We start from the raw sequence: 19,257 nt of genomic DNA, 5'->3' as shown, positions 1-19,257 counted from the left end.
AACGAAGCGTCATCCGAATGCGTGGGCTGCGGCTGCGGCACCTTGGCCTTTGCTGCATACTTGACTGATTGACGTCGCCGAATGCATCGAGATGGTTGCCAGCCTCGCTCACTCCTGGTTGACCAACAGCGCGCCCGTGGCCGCTGCACAGGCTGCCGGCCGCCCGCTAGTGGCGCTCGAATCGACCATCATTGCGCACGGCATGCGCTACCCGGAGAACGTTCGAACGGCACGCGAAGTGGAGGCCCTGATACGTGACCTGGGAGTGGAGCCCGCTACCATCGCGTTGATCGGGGGACGAATCCATATCGGCCTTTCGGATGACGAACTGGAACTGATCGGCCGCTCGGACCAGGTGCACAAGGTCAGCCGCCGCGACCTTCCGGCCGTCTTGGCCGGTGGGGGGCTCGGCGCCACGACAGTGGCCGGCACGATGATATGTGCCGCCTTGGCCGGCATTGAAGTCTTCGTCACTGGCGGCATTGGCGGCGTGCACCGCGGCGCGCAGGAAACCTTCGACATCTCGGCCGACCTGCAGGAACTGGCGAAGACCTCGGTGGCGGTGGTCTGTGCGGGTGCGAAGTCTGTCCTGGACATCGGGCTCACGCTGGAATACCTGGAAACCCACGGCGTTCCGGTACTCAGTTGCGAACAAGACAATTTCGCAGCGTTCTACACGCGCGATAGCGGCTTTCGCGCGAACTTCAGGCTTGACGACGCGGCGGCGCAGGCACGGTTCATTCGCACCAAGTGGGACTTGGGCCTCGTGGGTGGTGTGGTGTTGAGCACCCCGGTGCCGGAAGCGGCGGCGATGAAGTTCGAAGAGATCGAGACGCTCACTCAGCAGGCGCTCGCCGAGGCCGCGGCACAAGGAATCACTGGCAAGGCGGTGACACCCTTCCTGCTGGCTCGCATCGAAGCGCTGACGAATGGGCGCAGCCTGACGACAAACATCGCGCTTGTGAAACACAACGCCGAGGTGGGGGCAAGGCTGGCACTGGCGTTGTCACACGTGGGGCGCGAGACGGGCGCGGCGTAGCCGCCGGAACGTCCGATCTCTATCAAACTTCGCGTCACTTTCGAACGATGCTCAAGGCGTCGCTGTGCAAAGGCGGCGCTTTCCAGCGCACAAGTCGCGCCCGGCAAGCGCCACCGCCGGAAGCGAGAGAGTCGGCTATGGCGGGTCCGAGATGGCTGAAATATGCGGTGAAACCCGACATTCGCCGCTACCGACGAACGATCGTCTGGAAAGCGCAATGAAGCAGCCTCACGCACGCCGATACCTGAACGCCCGCAACGGCCGAACTCCAGTCGTTGACTGCAAGGCAATCGCCAGCCATTAACGGCCGAGTCACGCCTCTTTAAAAACCAGGCGACCCACAGAAAAACGGGGCTCAAGCACCTTCTCGAGCCCCAGTTTCCGCAGACCATTTCCGGGGAACCCCCAAGTGCGCCGCAAAAACCCTCCGCGTTACTCTTGAGCAACGAGGAGACGAACCATGAGAAGAGCCGTACACATCGCTGTATTCGCGCTGCTGACGTATCTCATAGCCGACAGGGCACTTCTGCATGCGCACGGTCGCGATGCCAGCCCGCTTGCGTGCGCCCAGGGCTCGGAGCGGGTGAAGTATGACGCGCTCAGCCGTGGCTTCGGTGATGCCGCGGCCAGCAGCCAGAGCGAGGCGTTCATGTCGGCCTGCCTTGTGACGGGCAGGGGTGGGAAGGACGTGGCGATCGCCGACAATTGAAGAGAACGAGAAGGGCTGTTTGCGCGCGCGATGCACCGACGACCGACCTGAGGTCGTGAACCCGGTCGCGCGTGTCCTGCGGCCTGGTGATCATGGCAACCACCAAGTCGGCAGCGCCCGACCTGCAGCCGCTGCCGCCCCTCAATCGCCGACACATCGCCGCCACACGACGCCACCGGAGTCGATCCGCTCCGGCTACGCCTTGTTCTTCTTCCTCGCCTCAATAGCGGCAGCAACGAAATAACCAGCCGCCGCGAGCCACAAGCAACCGAACAGCAGTTGCGCGTCGTTCGACGACTGGAAATTCCCTTCGTTCTGGTAGCTGCACATCAATTGCGCGCCGATTTGCAGGCAGCCGGTGCGGATGGCGTCAAAAAACGACCACAGTTGATACAGACCCAGCGCCAGGAAAATCACGGCAACCCGCGCACATGTCTTGGATTTCTTCATCGTGCTTCCCATTCCCCGATGGGGCCGCGGACATTCTGAATGTTCATGCTTGACCAGATGACGCTACACGAAGGCGCGGGGTGTGTAAATCCGCACAACCGGCGTCCCCGGCCCGGCTGCGTTACATGACGGGTGCCACAGCGCTCCGCTCGCGCACCCAGATAGCCACCCATCGGCAGAAGCCCAAAACCTTTCGATTTGTCAGGTGGCTGGTTATGCTGCTGAACGATCAATGGAAATGTCGAGAGAGCGCTTCGATCCTGAAAGAGCCGGGCGTGGTATCAATTGACGAATATCAAACAACTGATAGCCGGGCAACGCCGTCCGGACAGCGAGGGCGATCCGGCACAGGAGAAACACTGCACCCGAAGACCCGTTTGCCACGAGCCGGCGAAAAGGGCGCCGGTGTGGTCCCGCTCAAGGCCGCCGCGCACCCGCCTTCGCAAACGCCCCTCGCACCTCGAAGCTGATCGTATCCGCGACATTGCCGCGCGCGTCGACCAGTTCGAGCCGATGCCGCCCTGGCCACGGCAGCCACGCGACACGATCCGCGTGCCCGATCACCTTGTCGTCGAGCCGCCACGAAAACTTCGTCGCGTGTCCCGACGTGCGCTCGAACCAGATCCGCTGGTTCTTCGGCGGAATATCCGGATCGATCGCGAAGATCGTCCCGTCGGTCGGCGCGCCGATCGTCAGCGGTGCGCGCGGCCCGTCCTTGCCGGACGTCACAGGCGCCGCCAGCCGGACCGTATCGACCGCGGTGCCCGCGACGAACCATTCGTTGCGCGACGGTTCGATGTCGCGTTCGAACGTGATGCGGCGCGCTTCGACGCCGGCAGGCGGACGCGGCGCGCGGCTCGCGAGATCGCGATGCAGGTAGCCGACGACCGCCGACCAGACGGGCGCTGCCCCGGTGACGCCCGACACGTCCCACATCGGCGAGCCGTCCGCGTTGCCGACCCAGACGCCGACGGTATAACGCGACGTGTAGCCGACCGCCCAGTTGTCGCGCATGTCCTTGCTGGTGCCGGTCTTCACGGCCGAGAAGAAGCGCGTCGCGAGCGGGTTGTCGAAGCCGAACGTGCGCACGCGCGCGTTGTTGTCGGCGAGGATGTCGGTGACGATGAAGGTCGCCGACTCGCTGAACACACGCGTACCGTCGGCCGCACGTGCGGGCGTCGACACCGAAGCCGAAGCCGAAGCCGAAGCAGGGGCAGAAGCCGGCAAGTCGATGGTCTTGCGCGCGACGCCCCCGTTCGCGAGCGCGCGATACGCATTGGTCAGCGACAGCAGCGTGACGTCCGCGCTGCCGAGCGCGAGGCTGAAGCCGTAATAGTCGCCTTCCTGCGCGAGCGGCAGGCCGAGCGCGGTCAGCGTGCGCGCGAAGCGGTGCGGCGTGACGAGCACGAGCGTGCGCACGGCCGGCACGTTCAGCGAGCCGCCGAGCGCGCTGCGCACGCTCACCCAGCCCTTGAAGTCCTTGTCGTAGTTCTGCGGAATGTAGAGGCCGCCGCCGGCCGCGAGGTTGATCGGCGCATCGTCGAGCAGCGACGCGGCGGTCAGCCGCTTCTCGTCGATCGCCTCGGCATACAGGAACGGCTTCAGCGTCGAGCCGGCCTGGCGCGGCGAGAGCACCGCGTCGACGTCGCGCGCGTTCGACAGTGCGCCGGACGAGCCGACCCACGCGCGGATCTCGCCGGTCGCGTTGTCGATCACGACGACCGCGCCGTCCTGCACGTTGCGCCGATGGGCGGGCGCGTTGAGCTCGGTCAGTGCGCGGGTCAGCGTATCGCGCGCGAAGCGCTGCAATGACGCGTCGAGCGTCGAGCGGACCTGCGCGCCCGCGGCCGGCCTGACCTCGGCTGCGATGCGCCGCGCAAAATGCGGTGCGAGCACCGCGCCGTCGTCGCGTCCGGCGCCCGCGGGGCGCGACGTGACGAGCTGCACGTAGCCGTCGAGCGACGCGCACGCGTCTGCGGCTTGCATGTCGTGCAGGATCCGGCACGCGCGTTCGGCGACTTTCGCGGCGCTCGCGTTCGGCGCGCGCACGAGTGCGGCGGCGACCGCGGACTCGCGCACGTCGAGCCCGGACGGCGCCTTGCCGAACAGCGCGTGCGACATCGCGTCGAGCCCGATCGTCTCGCCGCGGAACGGCACGAGGTTCAGGTAGGCCTCGAGGATCTGGTCCTTGCGCCAGCCGCGTTCGAGCAGCAGCGCGTTCACGGCCTGCGACGCCTTTTGCGGCAGCGAGCGCTGGCCCGAGCGGCGCGGCGAATCGCCGAGCAGGCCCGCAAGCTGCATCGTCACGGTCGACGCACCACGCGTGCGCTCGTTCCACAGGTTGCCCCACGCGGCGCCCGCGATGCCGCGCCAGTCGACGCCGCTATGCGCATAGAAGCGCTTGTCTTCGGACACGACGATCGCTTCGCGGAACGCGGGCGACACGTCGGCGAGCGCGACCCAGTCGCCGCGCCGCTGGGTGAGATCGACGCGCGTGCGTTGCAGCGGCGTGCCGTCGCGCGCGAGCAGCACCCAGTCGGAGCTGCGCCATTGGTGGCGCACGTCGTCGTAGGACGGCAGCGCGTGCGCGGCGAGCGGGGCCGCGAGCACCACCGCGATGAAGAGGCGGCCGGCAATACAGGCAATATGCGCCGGCCGCAGCGCAGCGAAACCCTTCATCGCGCGCTCACGACTTGCCCGCGTCGGCCGGCTTGACGGTCACCGGCGGATTCGGCCAGAGCCCGTACACGGACGGCGCATACAGCGCTTCGACGCGCGTCGGCGGCAGGCCGAACGTCCCGACATTGTTCAGCCGCACCGTGTATTCGACCGAGAATTTGCCCTTCGGCAGGTAGTCGTAATACGCGCGGTAGCCGTCGAAGTCGCGTTCGACGAATGCCGGCCACGTGCCGTCGGTCGTCTTCTCACCCTGCGTTGCCGCCTCGGAATCGCGGCCGAGGCCGGAACCGAGGATCGTCGCGCCGGACGGGATCGGATCGTTGACGACGACCCACGTCATGTCGCTTTGCGCATCGATGTCGAGATGGACGCGCACCACGTCGCCGCGCGTCAGCACGCCGCTGACCGCGGGCGACACCGGCGTGACGGTCTTCGTGATCCGGTAGCCGGCGGCGAACGGCGCGCGCAGCGGCACCGCGGCGAGGCTTTCGACCGTCGCCCACGGGCGGCCGGTGCCGTCCTGCACGACGCTCAGCGTGCCGGGCTGCGCGGCGCGCGGCCACGGCAGCATCACGCTGCGCGCGGCGGCGGCGCGTGTCGCCGGAGTTGCCGGGGTCGCCGACGCCGGCGTAGCGGGCGCAGGTGCGGGCGCGGGCATCGCAGCCGCGGGTTGCGACCACGCGATCGTGCGCGCGTCGCCGCCGAGCGCGACCTTCGTCGTGCCGCTGACCGGCGTGCTTTCGTACGTGCGCGAGAAGCGATCGACGGCGAGCAGGCCGAGCGCGTTCGACGTCGTCGTCTGCCACGCGCCGCGCTGCTGCAGCGCGAGCAGGCCGGCCGTCACGCGCGGCATCTCGTCCTTCCATGCCGGGTCGCCGGCGAACTCGAGCGCGAGCCGGGCCGCGTTGGTCTCGTTGTTCGTCATCAGCCACCACAGATCGTCGTCGCGCGCGGTCGAGAACACGAGCTGCGTGCCCTGGTACGTGAGGCGCGCGCGCAGGATCTGCTCGACCTGTGCGCGTTTCTCGTCGCGCTGCGGGATGTCCTTCACGCGCGTCAGGATCGCGTGATAGTCGATCACGGCCGACGTCGGCCACTGGTTCGGCGCGATCTCGAGCGAGCCGAGCATCCGGCCTTGCGCGGCGCCGTAGCGCGACAGCGCCTCGATCGCCGCAAGCTTGCGCAGGTCGCGGTCCTGGCGCGGTGCCCACGTGTCGCGCTCGATGCGGCCTTCGACGAAACGCGCGAGCCCGGTCTCGAGCTGCGTGCGCACGTCCTCGGGCAGCGCGAAGCGCGGATCGAGGCGGCTCGCTTCGTCGGACAGCACGAGCAGGTACGAGGACAGCGTCGGGCTGCCGTAATGATCGTTGTCGGACGGGGGCGGGAAGTAGCTCGCGAGCCCGTCGCGGTCGAGGTAGACGGGCATGCGCGCGGTCAGCGCCTGCCATTGCGCGGGATCGCGCAGGCCGATCGCGCGCGATGCCTGCTGTTCCAGGCAGCGGTACGGGTAGCGCTCGAACCAGCGCCGCACGCCCGGCAGGCCGTCGGCGAGCTTCGACTGCAGCGAAACCGCGATGCCGCCGCGCGGCGCGCCTTGCGCGTTGGGCGCCGCGCCCGCCGGCGGCGCGACGGGCAGCGTGAGCGTGCCGTCGACCTGCGTGAGCGTCGCCTGATGCACGGTGACGGGCAGCGCAAGCACGACCTTCTGCGCGATCGCGAGCGCGTCGGCGGCACGCGCGCCGCCTTGCTCGGCGGCTTCGATGCGCCAGTTCAGCGCGCCGGCTGCATCGAGCGCCTGCTCGGGCACGGTCACGGTCCACGCCACTTCGCTTGCGCTGTTCGGCGCGAGCGATACGGTCTGCGGCGCGACGTCGAGGCCCGTCGCATGCGGCGTCACGACGACCTTCATCGTGCGTTCGGTCGTGTTGCGCAGCGTGACCTGCGCGCGGAACGCGTCGCCTTCGCGCACGAGCGGCGGCAGGCCGGAGATCAGCTGCAGGTCCTGCGTGCTGCGGATCGACGTGCTGCCGCTGCCGAAGCGGTCGGGGCCGACGGCCGCGATCGCGACGATCCGGAAGCGGGTCAGCGCATCGTTGAGCGGGACTTCGACGGTCGCGCTGCCGTTCGCGTCGAGCGTCACGCGCGGATTCCACAGCAGCAGCGTGTCGAACAGCTCGCGCGTCGGCGCGGTGCCGCCGCCGCCGCCGGCCGGCACGGCCTTGCGGCCGAAGTGGCGGCGTCCGACGATTTCCATTTGCGCGGTGGCCGTCTCGACGCCGTACGCGCGCCGCCGCAGCATCGCGTCGAGCAGGTCCCAGCTGTTGTTCGGCATCAGTTCCAGCAGCGCCTCGTCGACGGCCGCGACCGCGATCTGCGTGCCGGCCGGCGCCGGCTGGCCGCCGGGCAGCGTGACCTTGACGTGCGCCTGCGCCTTGCCGCGCACGGTGTAGCGGGTCGCGTCGGTCGTCACGGTCACGCCGAGCCGGTGCGAACCCGTGCCGACCTTGATCTCGCCGAGGCCGTAGCGGAACGCAGGCTTCGACAGGTCGACGAACGCGGTCGGCGCTTCGTAGTGGCGGCCTTCGCGCCAGAACGCGCGCACCCAGTCGAGCGGCGCCTTCCAGCCCCACGTGAAGAACGAATACCACGGCACTTCGCGGATGCGGCCGCGCAGCGCGAGCACCGACACGTACACGTTGGGCCCCCACGATTCGCCGACCTTCAGGTCGACGGTCGGGTTCTTGCCGTTCAGTTCGACGATGTGCGTCTCCATCACGCCGCCGCGTTCGACGGCGACGAGCGCGGTCGCATAGCGGAACGGCATCCGCACCTGGAAGCGGGCCGTTTCGCCCGCTTCGTACGACGTCTTCTCGGGAATCACGTCGATCCGGTCGGTGTTGTCGCCGCCGAACCACAGCTCGTCCTCGCGCGTGACCCACACCGACGCCGACGCGTTCGACGTGCGCCCGTCGCCGTCCTTCGCGACGGCGATCAGCTGCACGTTGCCGGCCTGCTCGAGCGTCGCGTCGCACGACATGCGGCCCTTGTCGTCGGTCTTGCCGGAGCACAGCACGCCGAGGTCGCGCGTGTCGCTCTTGTTGTCGTACGCGTAGAAGCCGCCGACCATCCGCTTGCGCGACGACGTCGTGACGTGCGCGACGCCCTTGATCTCGATCGGTACCGACGCGCGCGGCTTGCCCTGCAGGTCGAGCGCAATCGCCTGCACGGGCACCCGCTGGCCGACCGATACCCAGTGGCCGGCCTTGATGCCGGCGACGACAGCAGCAGGCCACAGGATCGTGTCGCCGCGAATCGTCTGGACTTCGCCGTTCGGGTCCGCGAAGGTCGCTTCGAGCGCGAGGCGCTTCGGCGCGTCGACGACCGGCAAGCCCTTCAGCGTGACCGAGCCCGAACCGTTGCGGTCGAGCGTCAGCGGCAGCTTGTCGGCGATCAGCTTCGTCGCGTCGGGATCGTTGTCCGCGCGCGATGCGTTCCCGCCGTTCTCGCCGTCCTGCTCGTCGTCGTCGGCCATCCCGTCGCTCGTGTCGGGGCGGTACGGTGCGAAGCTGAAATCCTCATAGCGGTCGATGAATGGCGGCGACGCCCATTTCATCAGCGCCGACACCTGCACCGGCAGGTTCGACGCGCCGCCGCCCGACACGTAGTCGATCTGCACCGCGAGCGGCGCTTCCTTCACGGCGACGAGCGGGCTCTTCTGCGCGTCGCGCGCGCCGATCGAGCCCTTGAGGACGGGCAGGCGGAACGCCTCGACGCGGAAGCTGCCGCTGTAGTAGCTGGTGGTCGGCGCATCCTCGGGGCCGTCCTCGAGCGACACGCTGTATTCGCCGAGCTTCGCGGCGGGCGGCAGCGTGAATTGCGTGTCGGCGCTGTGGTCGGCGCCCCACGTCAGCGGCAGCCGGTAGGTCTGGTCGGAGCCGAGATGGCGGATCGTCACGCGCGCCGGGTAGCGCGACGGGAACGCGAGGGTCTGCAGCGTCTCCTGACGCAGGAAATGCTTCATCGACACGGTTTCGCCCGCGCGCAGCAGCGTGCGGTCGAACACGGTATGCGCGCGCACGGTCGGCGCGCTGTCCATGTCGGTCGGCACGTTGAAGCGCCACGCCTCGATGCCGCGGTTCCAGCCCGAGCTGACGAACGCCATGTCGGGGCCGGTCTTCGGATCGTCGACGCGGGCCGACACGAAGTAGTCGTCGTAGCGATCGGACTTGCATGCGTGCTTCGGCTCGAACGGCCCGTCGATCTTCAGCAGACCCTGCGCGTCGGTCTTGCCGGCCGCGATCTCGTCGCCGTTGCAGTCGGACACGCGCACCTGTGCGTTCGGCACCGGCTTGCCCCTGTCGAGCGTCGTCACCCACACGACGCTGTTTTCGCGGCCCTGTTTCAAGTGCACGCCGAGATTGGTGACGAGTACCGCGGTGCGCACGTACATGCTCGACGGCTTCGCGAGCAGCGAGCGGCCGAGCGCCGGCGACGCGAGTTCGAGCACGTAGAAGCCGGGCTTGTCGATCGGCACGCCGACGATCTCGAACGGGCGCAGCGTCTTCGGATCGGCCTTCGGCAGCGTCAGCGTCTGCACACCGGCTTCGCCTTTCAACAGCGAAAGCGAACGCACGTCGATGCGGCGGTCCTTCGGCGCAGGCTGGTGTTCGCCTGCCTCGAGCGGCACGTATACAGGGTGTTGTCCGCCGCGCCGGAGCAGGCCGGGGATCTGATCGTCGATCGACCCGGCCGTCATCGACCAGTTGTCGAAGCGCTCGACGAGCCGCATCCACTGGCGGATCGCTGTGTCGTTCTCGACCTTCAGGTTGGAGAACTGCGCGCCGCCCGCGTTGAGGCCCGCGATGTGCAGGTCGGCCTCGACGTTGCGCAGCGTGACCGGCACGAGCGCGGGCATGCCGGGTTCGGCGAAGCGTTCGACGATGCCGAACGTGCCCGACGAGAATTTCGCGAGCGGCGGCATCGGCGCAGTGCGCGTCGCGAGCGGGAACAGGTCGGCGTTGCTGAGCGTGCGCCCGGTGACGTCGCGCAGGCCGGACGGCAGCTCGATCGTCAGCGCAGCCTGCGCGGGCAGCGGCGGGGCGAACGTGACGGTCGTCACTTCCTCGCTCTTGTCTTCCGGCACGAAGTTCGGCGCGAACGAGCCGTCCGGGCCGCGCAGCCGGATCGCTTCGGCGTTCTTGCGCGTGATCGGCGCGTTGAAGGAGAGGGTGAGCGGGCGCAGCGGCGTGCACGGCGCCTTCGCGTTTTCGCGTTCGCACGAGAAGCTCGCGGCGAACGGCGCACGCACGGTGAAATCGAAGCGGCGCTCGGTGTCGTTCGCGATGCCGCTCGGGCTCGCGACGCCTTTGCCGTAGACGAGCTGCATCTTTGCGCTCGACGGCAGCGCCTGCGCGCACGACAGCGTCAGCACGCGCGCGGCGTCCTTCTTCAGGTCGAAGTGGTCGAGCAGCGTCTTGCGCGTGTCCGCATCGGCGTTCTCGACGGGGATGCGGTTGCCGATGCCGGCCGCCTCGCACCAGATGTTCGCGAGCGCCGAGCGTTCTTCGGCCGGGCCGTTCAGCTTGATCACGAACACCTGGCGTTCCTCGATCTCGCGCGAGCCTGGCCGCACCGACACCGGGAACGGGCCGCCGGTCTGGAACGTGAAGCGGCGCGGGCCGGTGGCCGCGTTGCCGGCGACCGAGCGCAGCCCGTCGTTGAGCGCGACCGAGCAGCGCACGCCCGGCGGCAGGTCGTTCTCGAAGTCGTAGACCCAGGTCTTGTCGTCGAGCCAGTGGCCCTGGCCGCGCCCGGCGGCGGAGTCGTTACACGTGACGCGTGCGGGGTTCGGCGCGGACGCCGAGCCGAACGCGACCATCGGTTCGTCGAACTTGACGACGGACTGCCGCACTTCGGCGACGGTGCCTTGCGGCGACACGCTCACCGTGCGCGCCGCGCCGGCCTGCAGCGACAGCACCGCGGCGGCCCCGAGCGCCGCGACGGCACTGGTGCGCCATAGCAGTCGCTTGATGATTCGACAGGAATTGTTTTGCTTGTCGTTGTCGCGTTGCTTCATCGCTCGATTGCCCTCGGAGGGAAGCTTTCTGATTGGTTGCACGCGATTCTAACCGACCGGCATCCGTGCACTTGCGGGCCGAAAGCTTGGCACCGTTGTGCGACACGTTGGTGCACATCGCACACATGTCGCGCCGACGACACAAAAACCCGGCGAAATGTCGATTGTCCCGGATTGCGGAACATTTAATGGACTATAAAAAGATTGTCCGATCCGAATTGTGCGCGTACATTTCAGGCCCCGCGCCAAAGTTTGAGAAATATCAAGCGTGGTTTTCCCGAATCTGGCGTCCGAGAGAAGGAAGCATGCACAACGACAACACTCCCCACTCGCGTCGCGCCAGCGACGCTGCCGGCGGCATCACGCGGCGCCAATGGCTGCAGGGCGCACTCGCGCTGACCGCCGCGGGCCTCACGGGCTCGCTCGCGCTGAAGGCGCTGGCCGATAACCCGGCCGCCGCGCCGCTCGATACGTTCATGACGCTCTCCGAAGCATTGACCGGCAAGAAGCCGCTGAACCGCTTGGTCGGCGAGCGCCTGATGCAGGCGCTGCAGAAGGGCTCGTTCACGACGGCCGACAGCCTGTCGCAACTCGCGGGCGCATTGTCCGCGGGCACGCTGAATCCCGACCAGGAAGGGCTCGCGCTGAAGATTCTCGAAGCGTGGTACCTCGGTGTCGTCGACAACGTCGTGATTACCTACGAAGAGGCACTCATGTACGGCGTCGTATCCGATACGCTCGTGATCCGCACGTACTGCCCGAACAAACCCGGCTTCTGGGCCGAAAAACCGATCGAGAGGCAAGCCTGATGGCCGATACACAACAAGCCGACGTCGTCGTCGTCGGGTCGGGCGTCGCGGGTGCGATCGTTGCGCACCAGCTCGCGATGGCGGGCAAGTCGGTGATCCTGCTGGAGGCCGGCCCGCGCATGCCGCGCTGGGAAATCGTCGAGCGCTACCGCAACCAGCCGGACAAGATGGATTTCATGGCGCCGTACCCGTCGAGCCCGTGGGCGCCGCATCCGGAATACGGCCCGCCGAACGACTACCTGATCCTGAAGGGCGAGCACAAGTTCAACTCGCAGTACATTCGCGCGGTGGGCGGCACGACGTGGCACTGGGCTGCGTCCGCGTGGCGCTTCATCCCGAACGACTTCAAGATGAAGACCGTGTACGGCGTCGGCCGCGACTGGCCGATCCAGTACGACGATCTCGAGCACTATTACCAGCGTGCGGAGGAAGAGCTCGGCGTGTGGGGCCCGGGCCCCGAGGAAGACCTGTACTCGCCGCGCAAGGCGCCGTATCCGATGCCGCCGCTGCCGCTGTCGTACAGCGAGCAGACGATCAAGACCGCGCTCAACAACTACGACCCGAAGTTCCACGTCGTGACCGAGCCGGTCGCGCGCAACAGCCGCCCGTATGACGGCCGGCCGACCTGTTGCGGCAACAACAACTGCATGCCGATCTGCCCGATCGGCGCGATGTACAACGGCATCGTGCACGTCGAGAAGGCCGAGCAGGCCGGCGCGAAGCTGATCGAGAACGCGGTCGTCTACAAGCTCGAGACGGGCGCGAACAAACGCATCGTCGCGGCGATCTACAAGGACAAGACGGGCGCCGACCATCGCGTCGAGGGCAAGTACTTCGTGCTGGCCGCGAACGGCATCGAGACGCCGAAGATCCTGCTGATGTCGGCGAACCGCGATTTCCCGAACGGCGTCGCGAACAGCTCCGACATGGTCGGCCGCAACCTGATGGACCACCCGGGCACCGGCGTGTCGTTCTACGCGAGCGAGAAGCTGTGGCCGGGCCGCGGCCCGCAGGAGATGACGTCGCTGATCGGCTTCCGCGACGGCCCGTTCCGCGCGACCGAGGCGGCGAAGAAGATCCACCTGTCGAACATGTCGCGGATCGAGCAGGAAACGCAGAAGATCTTCAAGGCCGGCAAGCTGCTGAAGCCCGCCGAGCTGGATGCGCAGATCCGTGACCGCTCCGCGCGCTACGTGCAGTTCGACTGCTTCCACGAGATCCTGCCGCAGCCGGAGAACCGCATCGTGCCGAGCAAGACGGCGACCGACGCGGTCGGCATCCCGCGTCCGGAGATCACCTACGCGATCGACGACTACGTGAAGCGCGGCGCGGTGCATACGCGCGAAGTCTACGCGACGGCCGCGAAGGTGCTCGGCGGCACCGACGTCGTGTTCAACGACGAGTTCGCGCCGAACAACCACATCACCGGCGCGACGATCATGGGCGCGGATGCACGCGACTCGGTCGTCGACAAGGATTGCCGCACGTTCGACCATGCGAACCTGTTCATCTCGAGCAGTTCGACGATGCCGACCGTCGGCACGGTGAACGTGACGCTGTCGATCGCGGCGCTCGCGCTGCGGATCTCGGACACGCTGAAGAAGGAAGTCTGACCGTGCTGAAACATACTCTCACCTTCCTCGTGGCCGGCTGCCTCGCGCTGCCCGGCCTGGCCCGCGCCGACGACGCGACCGGCAGCGGCGCCGACGCGGCGCTCGTGAAGCGCGGCGAATACCTGTCGGTCGCCGGCGACTGCATGGCGTGCCATACGGCGAAAGGCGGCAAGCCGTTCGCGGGCGGCCTGCCGATGCCCGTGCCGCTGCTCGGCAAGATCTACACGAGCAACATCACGCCCGATCCGGACACCGGCATCGGCAACTGGACGTTCGAGGACTTCGAGCGCGCAGTGCGGCACGGCGTGTCGAAGAACGGCGACAACCTGTATCCGGCGATGCCGTACGTGTCGTACACGAAGATCAACGACGACGACGTGAAGGCGCTGTACGCGTACTTCATGCACGGTGTCGAGCCGGTCAAGCAGACGCCGCCGAAGAACGAGATCCCGGCGCTGCTCAGCATGCGCTGGCCGCTGAAGATCTGGAACTGGCTGTTCTTCAAGGAAGGCGCGTACGAGCCGAAACCGTCGCAGAGCGTCGAGTGGAACCGCGGCGCGTATCTCGTGCAGGGTCTCGCGCACTGCAGCACGTGCCACACGCCGCGCGGCTTCGCGATGCAGGAGAAGTCGGTCGACGAGACGGGCGGCAGCTTCCTGTCGGGTTCGGTGCTCGCGGGCTGGGACGGCTACAACATCACGTCGGATCCGAACGCGGGGATCGGCGGCTGGACGCAGGCGCAGCTCGCGCAGTACCTGCGCACGGGCAGCGTGCCGGGCGTCGCGCAGGCGGCCGGACCGATGGCCGAGGCGGTCGAGCACAGCTTCTCGAAGATGACCGACGCGGACATCGGCGCGATCGCGACGTACATCCGCACGGTGCCGGCCGTCGCCGACAGCAGCGTCAAGCAGCCGCGTACCGCGTGGGGCACGCCCGCCGACGACGGCCTGAAGCTGCGCGGCATCCCGCTCGCGTCGTCGGGCATCGACGCGGCGCGCCTGTATCTCGGCAACTGCGCGACCTGTCACCAGATGCAGGGCAAGGGCACGCCGGATGGCTACTATCCGTCGCTGTTCCACAACTCGACGGTCGGCGCGTCGAATCCGACCAATCTCGTGCAGGTGATCCTGAACGGCGTGCAGCGCAAGGCGGGCAGCGAAGATGTCGGGATGCCGGCGTTCCGTCATGAGCTGTCGGATGCGCAGATCGCCGCGCTGACGAACTACCTGACCGGGCAGTTCGGCAATCCGGCCGCGAAGGTGACCGAGCAGGACGTCGCGAAGCTGCGCTGAGCGGCGCGCGGCGGTGGGCAGCCAACTTTCACGAAAGGAGGCGCGCAGCACATCGGGCGGCGCCCGATGCGGTTGTTGCAGAGCGGGGCGGGCGGCGATCGCCGTCGCCCGTCCTGGTTCATTGACATGTGGATGCGCGTTTGCGTCGCGCATCGCGTTCGTTGATCGATCACCATGACACCGCGCCAATCGTTTCTCGCGTCGCAACGCGACGTGCTGCTGTTGCTTGCCCGTATCCTGATCGTCATCGTGTTCATTGCGTTCGGCTGGCCGAAACTCATGCATTTCTCCGGCACCATCGCGTTCATGGGCACCGAGGGGGCGCCCGCGCCGATCATCTCGGCCGCGATCGCCGTCGTGATGGAGTTGTTCGTCGGCATCGCGCTGCTCGTCGGCTTCTACACGCGTCCGCTTGCGCTGCTGCTCGCGCTGTACACGATCGCCGCCGCGATCATCGGCCACCACTACTGGACGATGATGGGCGGCGAACAGGCGAACAACATGATTCATTTCTACAAGAACTTCGCGATCGCCGGCGGCCTGCTCGCGCTTTGCGCGGCCGGCCCCGGACGTTTTTCGATCGATCGCGGCTGACCGGACGCGCGCATGGGGCGCGTGTCGTACGGTCAAGACACCGAGGGGGCAATACCTTGCGATTCAAACACTTCGCATTGCTGATGGCGGCGGCCGCGCCTGCGGCCGCATGCGCGCAGACGAGCGTGACGCTATACGGCCGGATCGACGGCGGCGTCGAATACCTGAACCACATCGCGACGCCGAACGGCAGCGCGACGCGCTGGAGTGCCGAGGGCGGCGACTGGGGCACCAGCATGTTCGGGCTGAAGGGCGTCGAGGAGCTCGGCGGCGGGCTGTCGTCGGTGTTCAACCTGGAGACCGCGTTCCAGGTGATGAACGGCACGACGGGCGGCGGCCGGATGTGGTCGCGCCGCGCATATGTCGGCCTGAAGAGCAACACGTGGGGCCAGCTGCAGGCCGGCCGCAACCTGTTCATCGACAGCGACGGCGTGTGGGAATTCGACCCGTTCGTCCAGCAGGCGTTTTCGTCGGCGTCGCTCGTGCGCGGGCGCAACTGGCAGCAGACCAGCAACAACGTCGAATATCACAGCCCGGTGATCGGCGGCTTCGACGTGCAGGCGCAATATGCGTTCGGCAACCAGTCGCGCGGGTTCAACTACGGCGCGGCGGACGATTTCGGCCGCTCGGACGGGATCATGATCTCGTACCACTCGCCGATGCTCGACGTGCGCGGCATCTACGACGAGCTGCGCGACAACAACGGCAAGTTCAGCAACATCTTCACGGCGTCGCGCGAGTATTTCGTCGGCGCGAACGTGAAGGTGTCGAAGTTCAAGATCCAGGGTGCGTATACGCACTACCAGGCACCCGACAGTCCCGCGGGCGTCGCCGATCGCGCCGATCACTTCTGGCTCGGCGCGACCTACGTCGCGAATCCGCAATGGGCGGTGACGGGGGGCGGGTACTACGTGAAGGTCGGCGACGGCGGCGGCGATGCATCGCACGATCCGTCTGGCCACGCGATGATGTACGTGCTCGGCACGACGTACAACCTGTCGAAGCGCACGTTCCTGTACGGCACCGTCGCCTATGTGCGCAACGGCGGCAACTCGAACTTCTCGCTGCTCGCGACGCCGCGCGACGCCGCGCGATGCGAGCCCGAACACGAGCCCGCTGGCGGGGGAGTCGCAGACGGGCGCGTATGTCGGGATGATGCATAACTTCTGATTCGCGCGCGATGTTGCCGGGGCGCCGTCCGCCGGTCGCCGTTCCGGGACGTTGCGCACGACGCGGCGGCATGGCTGCCGTCGCGTCGGCTCCGCCAACGTTACTGCATCGATCGCGACAGCCGGTCGATCAATCGAGCGCCTTGCCCGCTTTCTCGTCCATGCACCGCAGCGCGAGCAGCGTCAGCACGCCGCAGCCGATCGCATACCACGCAGGCGCATTCGGGTTGCCGGTCGCCGCGATCAGCCACGTGACGAAGAACTGCGCAAACCCGCCGAAGATCGCGACGCCGACGCTGTACACGAGCGCGCCGCCCGTCGCCCGCACTGCGCGCGGGAACAGTTCGCCGAGCATCGCGCCCGTTGCGCCGATGTTGATCGCGTGAACGACCGACAGTGCGCCGATGATCGACAGCAGCGATGCAGCGCCCGGCCAGCGGTTCAGCGCGATGAAGGCGGGATAGATCGCGGCCATCAGCGCGACGCGCGTCCACCAGACGATCCGGTTGCGCCCGTACACGTCCGACAGGTAGCCGCCGAACGGCGTCACGAGCATCAGGATCGCGCCGGCGACGCAGCCGGCCGTCATCGACAGCCACGTCGGCAGGTGCAGGACCTGCACGCCGTAGATCGCCATGTAGAACACGATGATGTAATGGATCGACGTGCCGCCGATCGTCACGCCGAGCCCCGCGAACACGGCCTTGCCATGATGGCGCAGCACGGCGGCGAGCGGCAGCGACGCGACTTTCTCCTGCGGCGCCGCCGTTGGCGTTGCAGCCGGCACCTCCTCGACGGTGTGACGCAGCCAGTAGCCGATCGGCACGAACAGCGTGCCGATGATGAACGGCACGCGCCAGCCCCAGCTTTCGAGTTGTGCGGCATTCAGCGTCGACGTCAGCGCGACACCCGTCAATGCACCCGCAAGCGCGGCGAGCCCCTGGCTCGAGAACTGGAACGACGCATAGAAGCCGCGGCGATGCTGCGGCGCCTGTTCGAGCAGCAGCGTCGTCGACGCGCCCACTTCGCCGCCCGACGCGAACCCCTGCAGCAGGCGTGCGAGCACCAGCAGCAGCGGCGCGGCGATGCCGATCTGCGCGTAGGTCGGCGCGACCGCGATCGTCGCGGTGCCGAGCGCCATCAGCAGCAGCGTCGCGATCATCGCACGCTTGCGGCCGACGCGGTCCGCATACATGCCGATCACGAGCCCGCCGAGCGGCCGTGTGACGAAGCCGACGCCGAAACTGGCGACCGCGAGCATCAACTGGCCGAACGACGAATGCACGGGAAAGAACAGCTTGCCGATCAGGATTGCGAAGAAGCTGTAGACGGTGAAGTCGTAGAACTCGAGCGCATTGCCGACCGCGGCAGCGGCGATCAGGCGGCGCTTTTTTGCGGCGGCGCGCGCGTCGACCGGCGCGCCGGCGAAATTGAGGGCGGACGTTTCCATGGTGCTCCCGATGAACGCGAGACTGCGAGATGAGGGGCCGTCAGGCCGCGAGCCAGGCTTCGGCGACGCGGACCCAGTAGCTCGCGCCGATCGCGAGGATGTCGTCGTTGAAGTCGTAGCCGGGGTTATGCACCATGCATCCGCCCTTGCTGCCAATCCCGTTGCCGATGAACGCATAGCAGCCGGGGCGCGCCTCGAGCATGAACGCGAAATCCTCGCTGCCCATCAGCGGCGCGGCATTGGCCTCGACGCGGTCCGCGCCGAGCATCTGGCGCGCGATGTCGGTCGCGAACGCGGTCGGTTCCGGATGATTGACGAGCACCGGATAGCCGTAGTCGTACTGCACGTCGGCCGTCACGCCGAAGCTCTCGGCCTGGCCTTTCGCGAGCGCGTCGATGCGGCGCGCGAGCAGCTGGCGCACGTCGGCGCTCAGTGCACGCACCGACAGCTTCATCACGACGGTCTCGGGAATGATGTTGAAGGTCTCGCCGGCCTTCACGCTGCCGACCGTGATCACGGCCGCCTGCTGCGCGTCGACTTCGCGCGCGACGATCGTCTGCAGCGCGACCATGATGCTGCCGGCCGCCGACATCGGGTCGCGCGCAAAGTGCGGCAGCGCGCCGTGCCCGCCGACGCCGCGCAGCGTGATCGTCACGTTGTCGACGGACGCCATCGCGGCGCCCGCGCGGAACGCCATGTCGCCCGCCGCGCGGCCCGGCATGTTGTGGATCGCAAAGATCGCGTCGCACGGGAAACGGTCGAACAGGCCGTCGTCCATCATCGCCTTCGCGCCGCCGAAATTCTCCTCGGCGGGCTGGAAGATCAGGTTCAGCGTACCGGAGAACTTGCGCGTCGCCGCGAGGTGCCGCGCTGCGCACAGCAGCATCGCGGTGTGGCCGTCATGGCCGCACGCATGCATCTTGTTCGCATGGCGGCTCGCATACGGCAGGCCCGTCGTTTCCGCGAGCGGCAGCGCGTCCATGTCGGCGCGCAGGCCGATCGTGCGCGTGCCTTGCCCTTCGCGCAGCACGCCGACGACACCCGTCTTGCCGAGGCCGCGGTGGACCTCGTAGCCCCAGCCGGCGAGCAGTTCGGCGACGAGGTCGCTCGTCAGCGTCTCCTCGAAGGCCAGCTCGGGATGAGCGTGGATCCGGCGGCGCACGTCGATCAGGTCGGGCGCGATCGCGGCGATGCCGGGGATGACGGGGTTTGCAAGCTGCATGGTCTCTCCAATGGGGCTCGAGTGTGGCGTTTGACGCGCATATGACGTCAAAGCATATAAATTTCTTTCGCGCACCATAAGCTGATAAATTGCTTTGGTGCTCACCACCGGTTGCCGCTAGGGAACACCCTGACCGGGTGTTCACTCGATGCATC

Annotated in this window: 11 protein-coding genes and 1 pseudogene; 7 read left to right on the top strand and 5 right to left on the bottom strand. The window is 67.6% G+C overall.

What is annotated here, in order from left to right:
- Positions 1–91: 91 nt before the first annotated feature.
- Both ACV229_RS10540 and ACV229_RS10535 read left to right on the top strand, forming a co-directional pair.
- Complete coding sequence (locus ACV229_RS10540; RefSeq protein WP_448083068.1) at positions 92–1,039, top strand: pseudouridine-5'-phosphate glycosidase; 948 nt, start codon at positions 92–94, stop codon at positions 1,037–1,039.
- Positions 1,040–1,499: 460 nt separating this feature from the next.
- Complete coding sequence (locus ACV229_RS10535; RefSeq protein ID WP_448083067.1) at positions 1,500–1,748, top strand: adhesin; 249 nt, start codon at positions 1,500–1,502, stop codon at positions 1,746–1,748.
- A 195-nt stretch (positions 1,749–1,943) separates the two neighbouring features.
- On the opposite strand, the gene ACV229_RS10530 is transcribed toward ACV229_RS10535, so the two are convergent.
- The 3 genes from ACV229_RS10530 to ACV229_RS10520 form a co-directional block, all read right to left on the bottom strand.
- Positions 1,944–2,198 carry a hypothetical protein gene (locus ACV229_RS10530; RefSeq protein ID WP_448083066.1) on the bottom strand — a complete coding sequence of 85 codons (255 nt, stop codon included), beginning with the start codon at positions 2,196–2,198 and terminating at the stop codon, positions 1,944–1,946.
- 417 nt (positions 2,199–2,615) lie between these two features.
- Positions 2,616–4,877 (bottom strand): penicillin-binding protein 1C, encoded by a 2,262-nt coding sequence (pbpC, locus tag ACV229_RS10525; RefSeq protein ID WP_448083065.1) that lies wholly within the window; start codon positions 4,875–4,877, stop codon positions 2,616–2,618.
- 7 nt (positions 4,878–4,884) lie between these two features.
- Positions 4,885–10,953 (bottom strand): alpha-2-macroglobulin family protein, encoded by a 6,069-nt coding sequence (locus tag ACV229_RS10520; protein WP_448083064.1) that lies wholly within the window; start codon positions 10,951–10,953, stop codon positions 4,885–4,887.
- A 305-nt stretch (positions 10,954–11,258) separates the two neighbouring features.
- On the opposite strand from ACV229_RS10520, the gene ACV229_RS10515 reads away from it, so the two are divergent.
- The 5 genes and pseudogenes from ACV229_RS10515 to ACV229_RS10495 all read left to right on the top strand — a co-directional run bounded on the left by ACV229_RS10515 (position 11,259) and on the right by ACV229_RS10495 (position 16,431).
- Positions 11,259–11,762 (top strand): sugar dehydrogenase complex small subunit, encoded by a 504-nt coding sequence (locus ACV229_RS10515; RefSeq protein ID WP_448083063.1) that lies wholly within the window; start codon positions 11,259–11,261, stop codon positions 11,760–11,762.
- Positions 11,762–13,375, top strand: coding sequence for a GMC family oxidoreductase (locus tag ACV229_RS10510; RefSeq protein ID WP_448083062.1), 1,614 nt, complete (start codon positions 11,762–11,764; stop codon positions 13,373–13,375). Before ACV229_RS10515 ends, ACV229_RS10510 begins: the two co-directional genes overlap by 1 nt.
- Before the next feature lie 2 nt (positions 13,376–13,377).
- The gene (locus ACV229_RS10505; RefSeq protein WP_448083061.1) at positions 13,378–14,667 is read left to right on the top strand and encodes a cytochrome c; all 1,290 of its coding nucleotides are present in this window, start codon (positions 13,378–13,380) and stop codon (positions 14,665–14,667) included.
- Positions 14,668–14,841: 174 nt separating this feature from the next.
- Positions 14,842–15,261, top strand: coding sequence for a DoxX family protein (locus tag ACV229_RS10500; RefSeq protein ID WP_448083060.1), 420 nt, complete (start codon positions 14,842–14,844; stop codon positions 15,259–15,261).
- Positions 15,262–15,317: 56 nt separating this feature from the next.
- Positions 15,318–16,431: pseudogene (locus ACV229_RS10495) on the top strand (porin).
- A 129-nt stretch (positions 16,432–16,560) separates the two neighbouring features.
- On the opposite strand, the gene ACV229_RS10490 reads toward ACV229_RS10495, so the two are convergent.
- Both ACV229_RS10490 and ACV229_RS10485 read right to left on the bottom strand, forming a co-directional pair.
- Positions 16,561–17,880 (bottom strand): MFS transporter, encoded by a 1,320-nt coding sequence (locus ACV229_RS10490; RefSeq protein ID WP_448083059.1) that lies wholly within the window; start codon positions 17,878–17,880, stop codon positions 16,561–16,563.
- A gap of 40 nt (positions 17,881–17,920) precedes the next feature.
- Entirely contained in the window at positions 17,921–19,102 is a 1,182-nt protein-coding gene (locus ACV229_RS10485; RefSeq protein WP_448083058.1) for a M20 aminoacylase family protein, read from the bottom strand.
- Between the last annotated feature and the right edge of the window lie 155 nt (positions 19,103–19,257).

This window comes from Burkholderia sp. MR1-5-21, from assembly GCF_053427715.1.
The sequence above is the reverse complement of the archived record's forward strand: the minus strand, read 5'-3'. Positions and strand labels throughout refer to the sequence as shown.

Coding starts and splice junctions, on each gene's coding strand:
- ACV229_RS10540 (WP_448083068.1), top strand. CDS start 92: ATGGTTGCCAGCCTCGCTCACTCCTGGTTGACCAACAGCGCGCCCGTG.
- ACV229_RS10535 (WP_448083067.1), top strand. CDS start 1,500: ATGAGAAGAGCCGTACACATCGCTGTATTCGCGCTGCTGACGTATCTC.
- ACV229_RS10530 (WP_448083066.1), bottom strand. CDS start 2,198: ATGAAGAAATCCAAGACATGTGCGCGGGTTGCCGTGATTTTCCTGGCG.
- pbpC (WP_448083065.1), bottom strand. CDS start 4,877: ATGAAGGGTTTCGCTGCGCTGCGGCCGGCGCATATTGCCTGTATTGCC.
- ACV229_RS10520 (WP_448083064.1), bottom strand. CDS start 10,953: ATGAAGCAACGCGACAACGACAAGCAAAACAATTCCTGTCGAATCATC.
- ACV229_RS10515 (WP_448083063.1), top strand. CDS start 11,259: ATGCACAACGACAACACTCCCCACTCGCGTCGCGCCAGCGACGCTGCC.
- ACV229_RS10510 (WP_448083062.1), top strand. CDS start 11,762: ATGGCCGATACACAACAAGCCGACGTCGTCGTCGTCGGGTCGGGCGTC.
- ACV229_RS10500 (WP_448083060.1), top strand. CDS start 14,842: ATGACACCGCGCCAATCGTTTCTCGCGTCGCAACGCGACGTGCTGCTG.
- ACV229_RS10490 (WP_448083059.1), bottom strand. CDS start 17,880: ATGGAAACGTCCGCCCTCAATTTCGCCGGCGCGCCGGTCGACGCGCGC.
- ACV229_RS10485 (WP_448083058.1), bottom strand. CDS start 19,102: ATGCAGCTTGCAAACCCCGTCATCCCCGGCATCGCCGCGATCGCGCCC.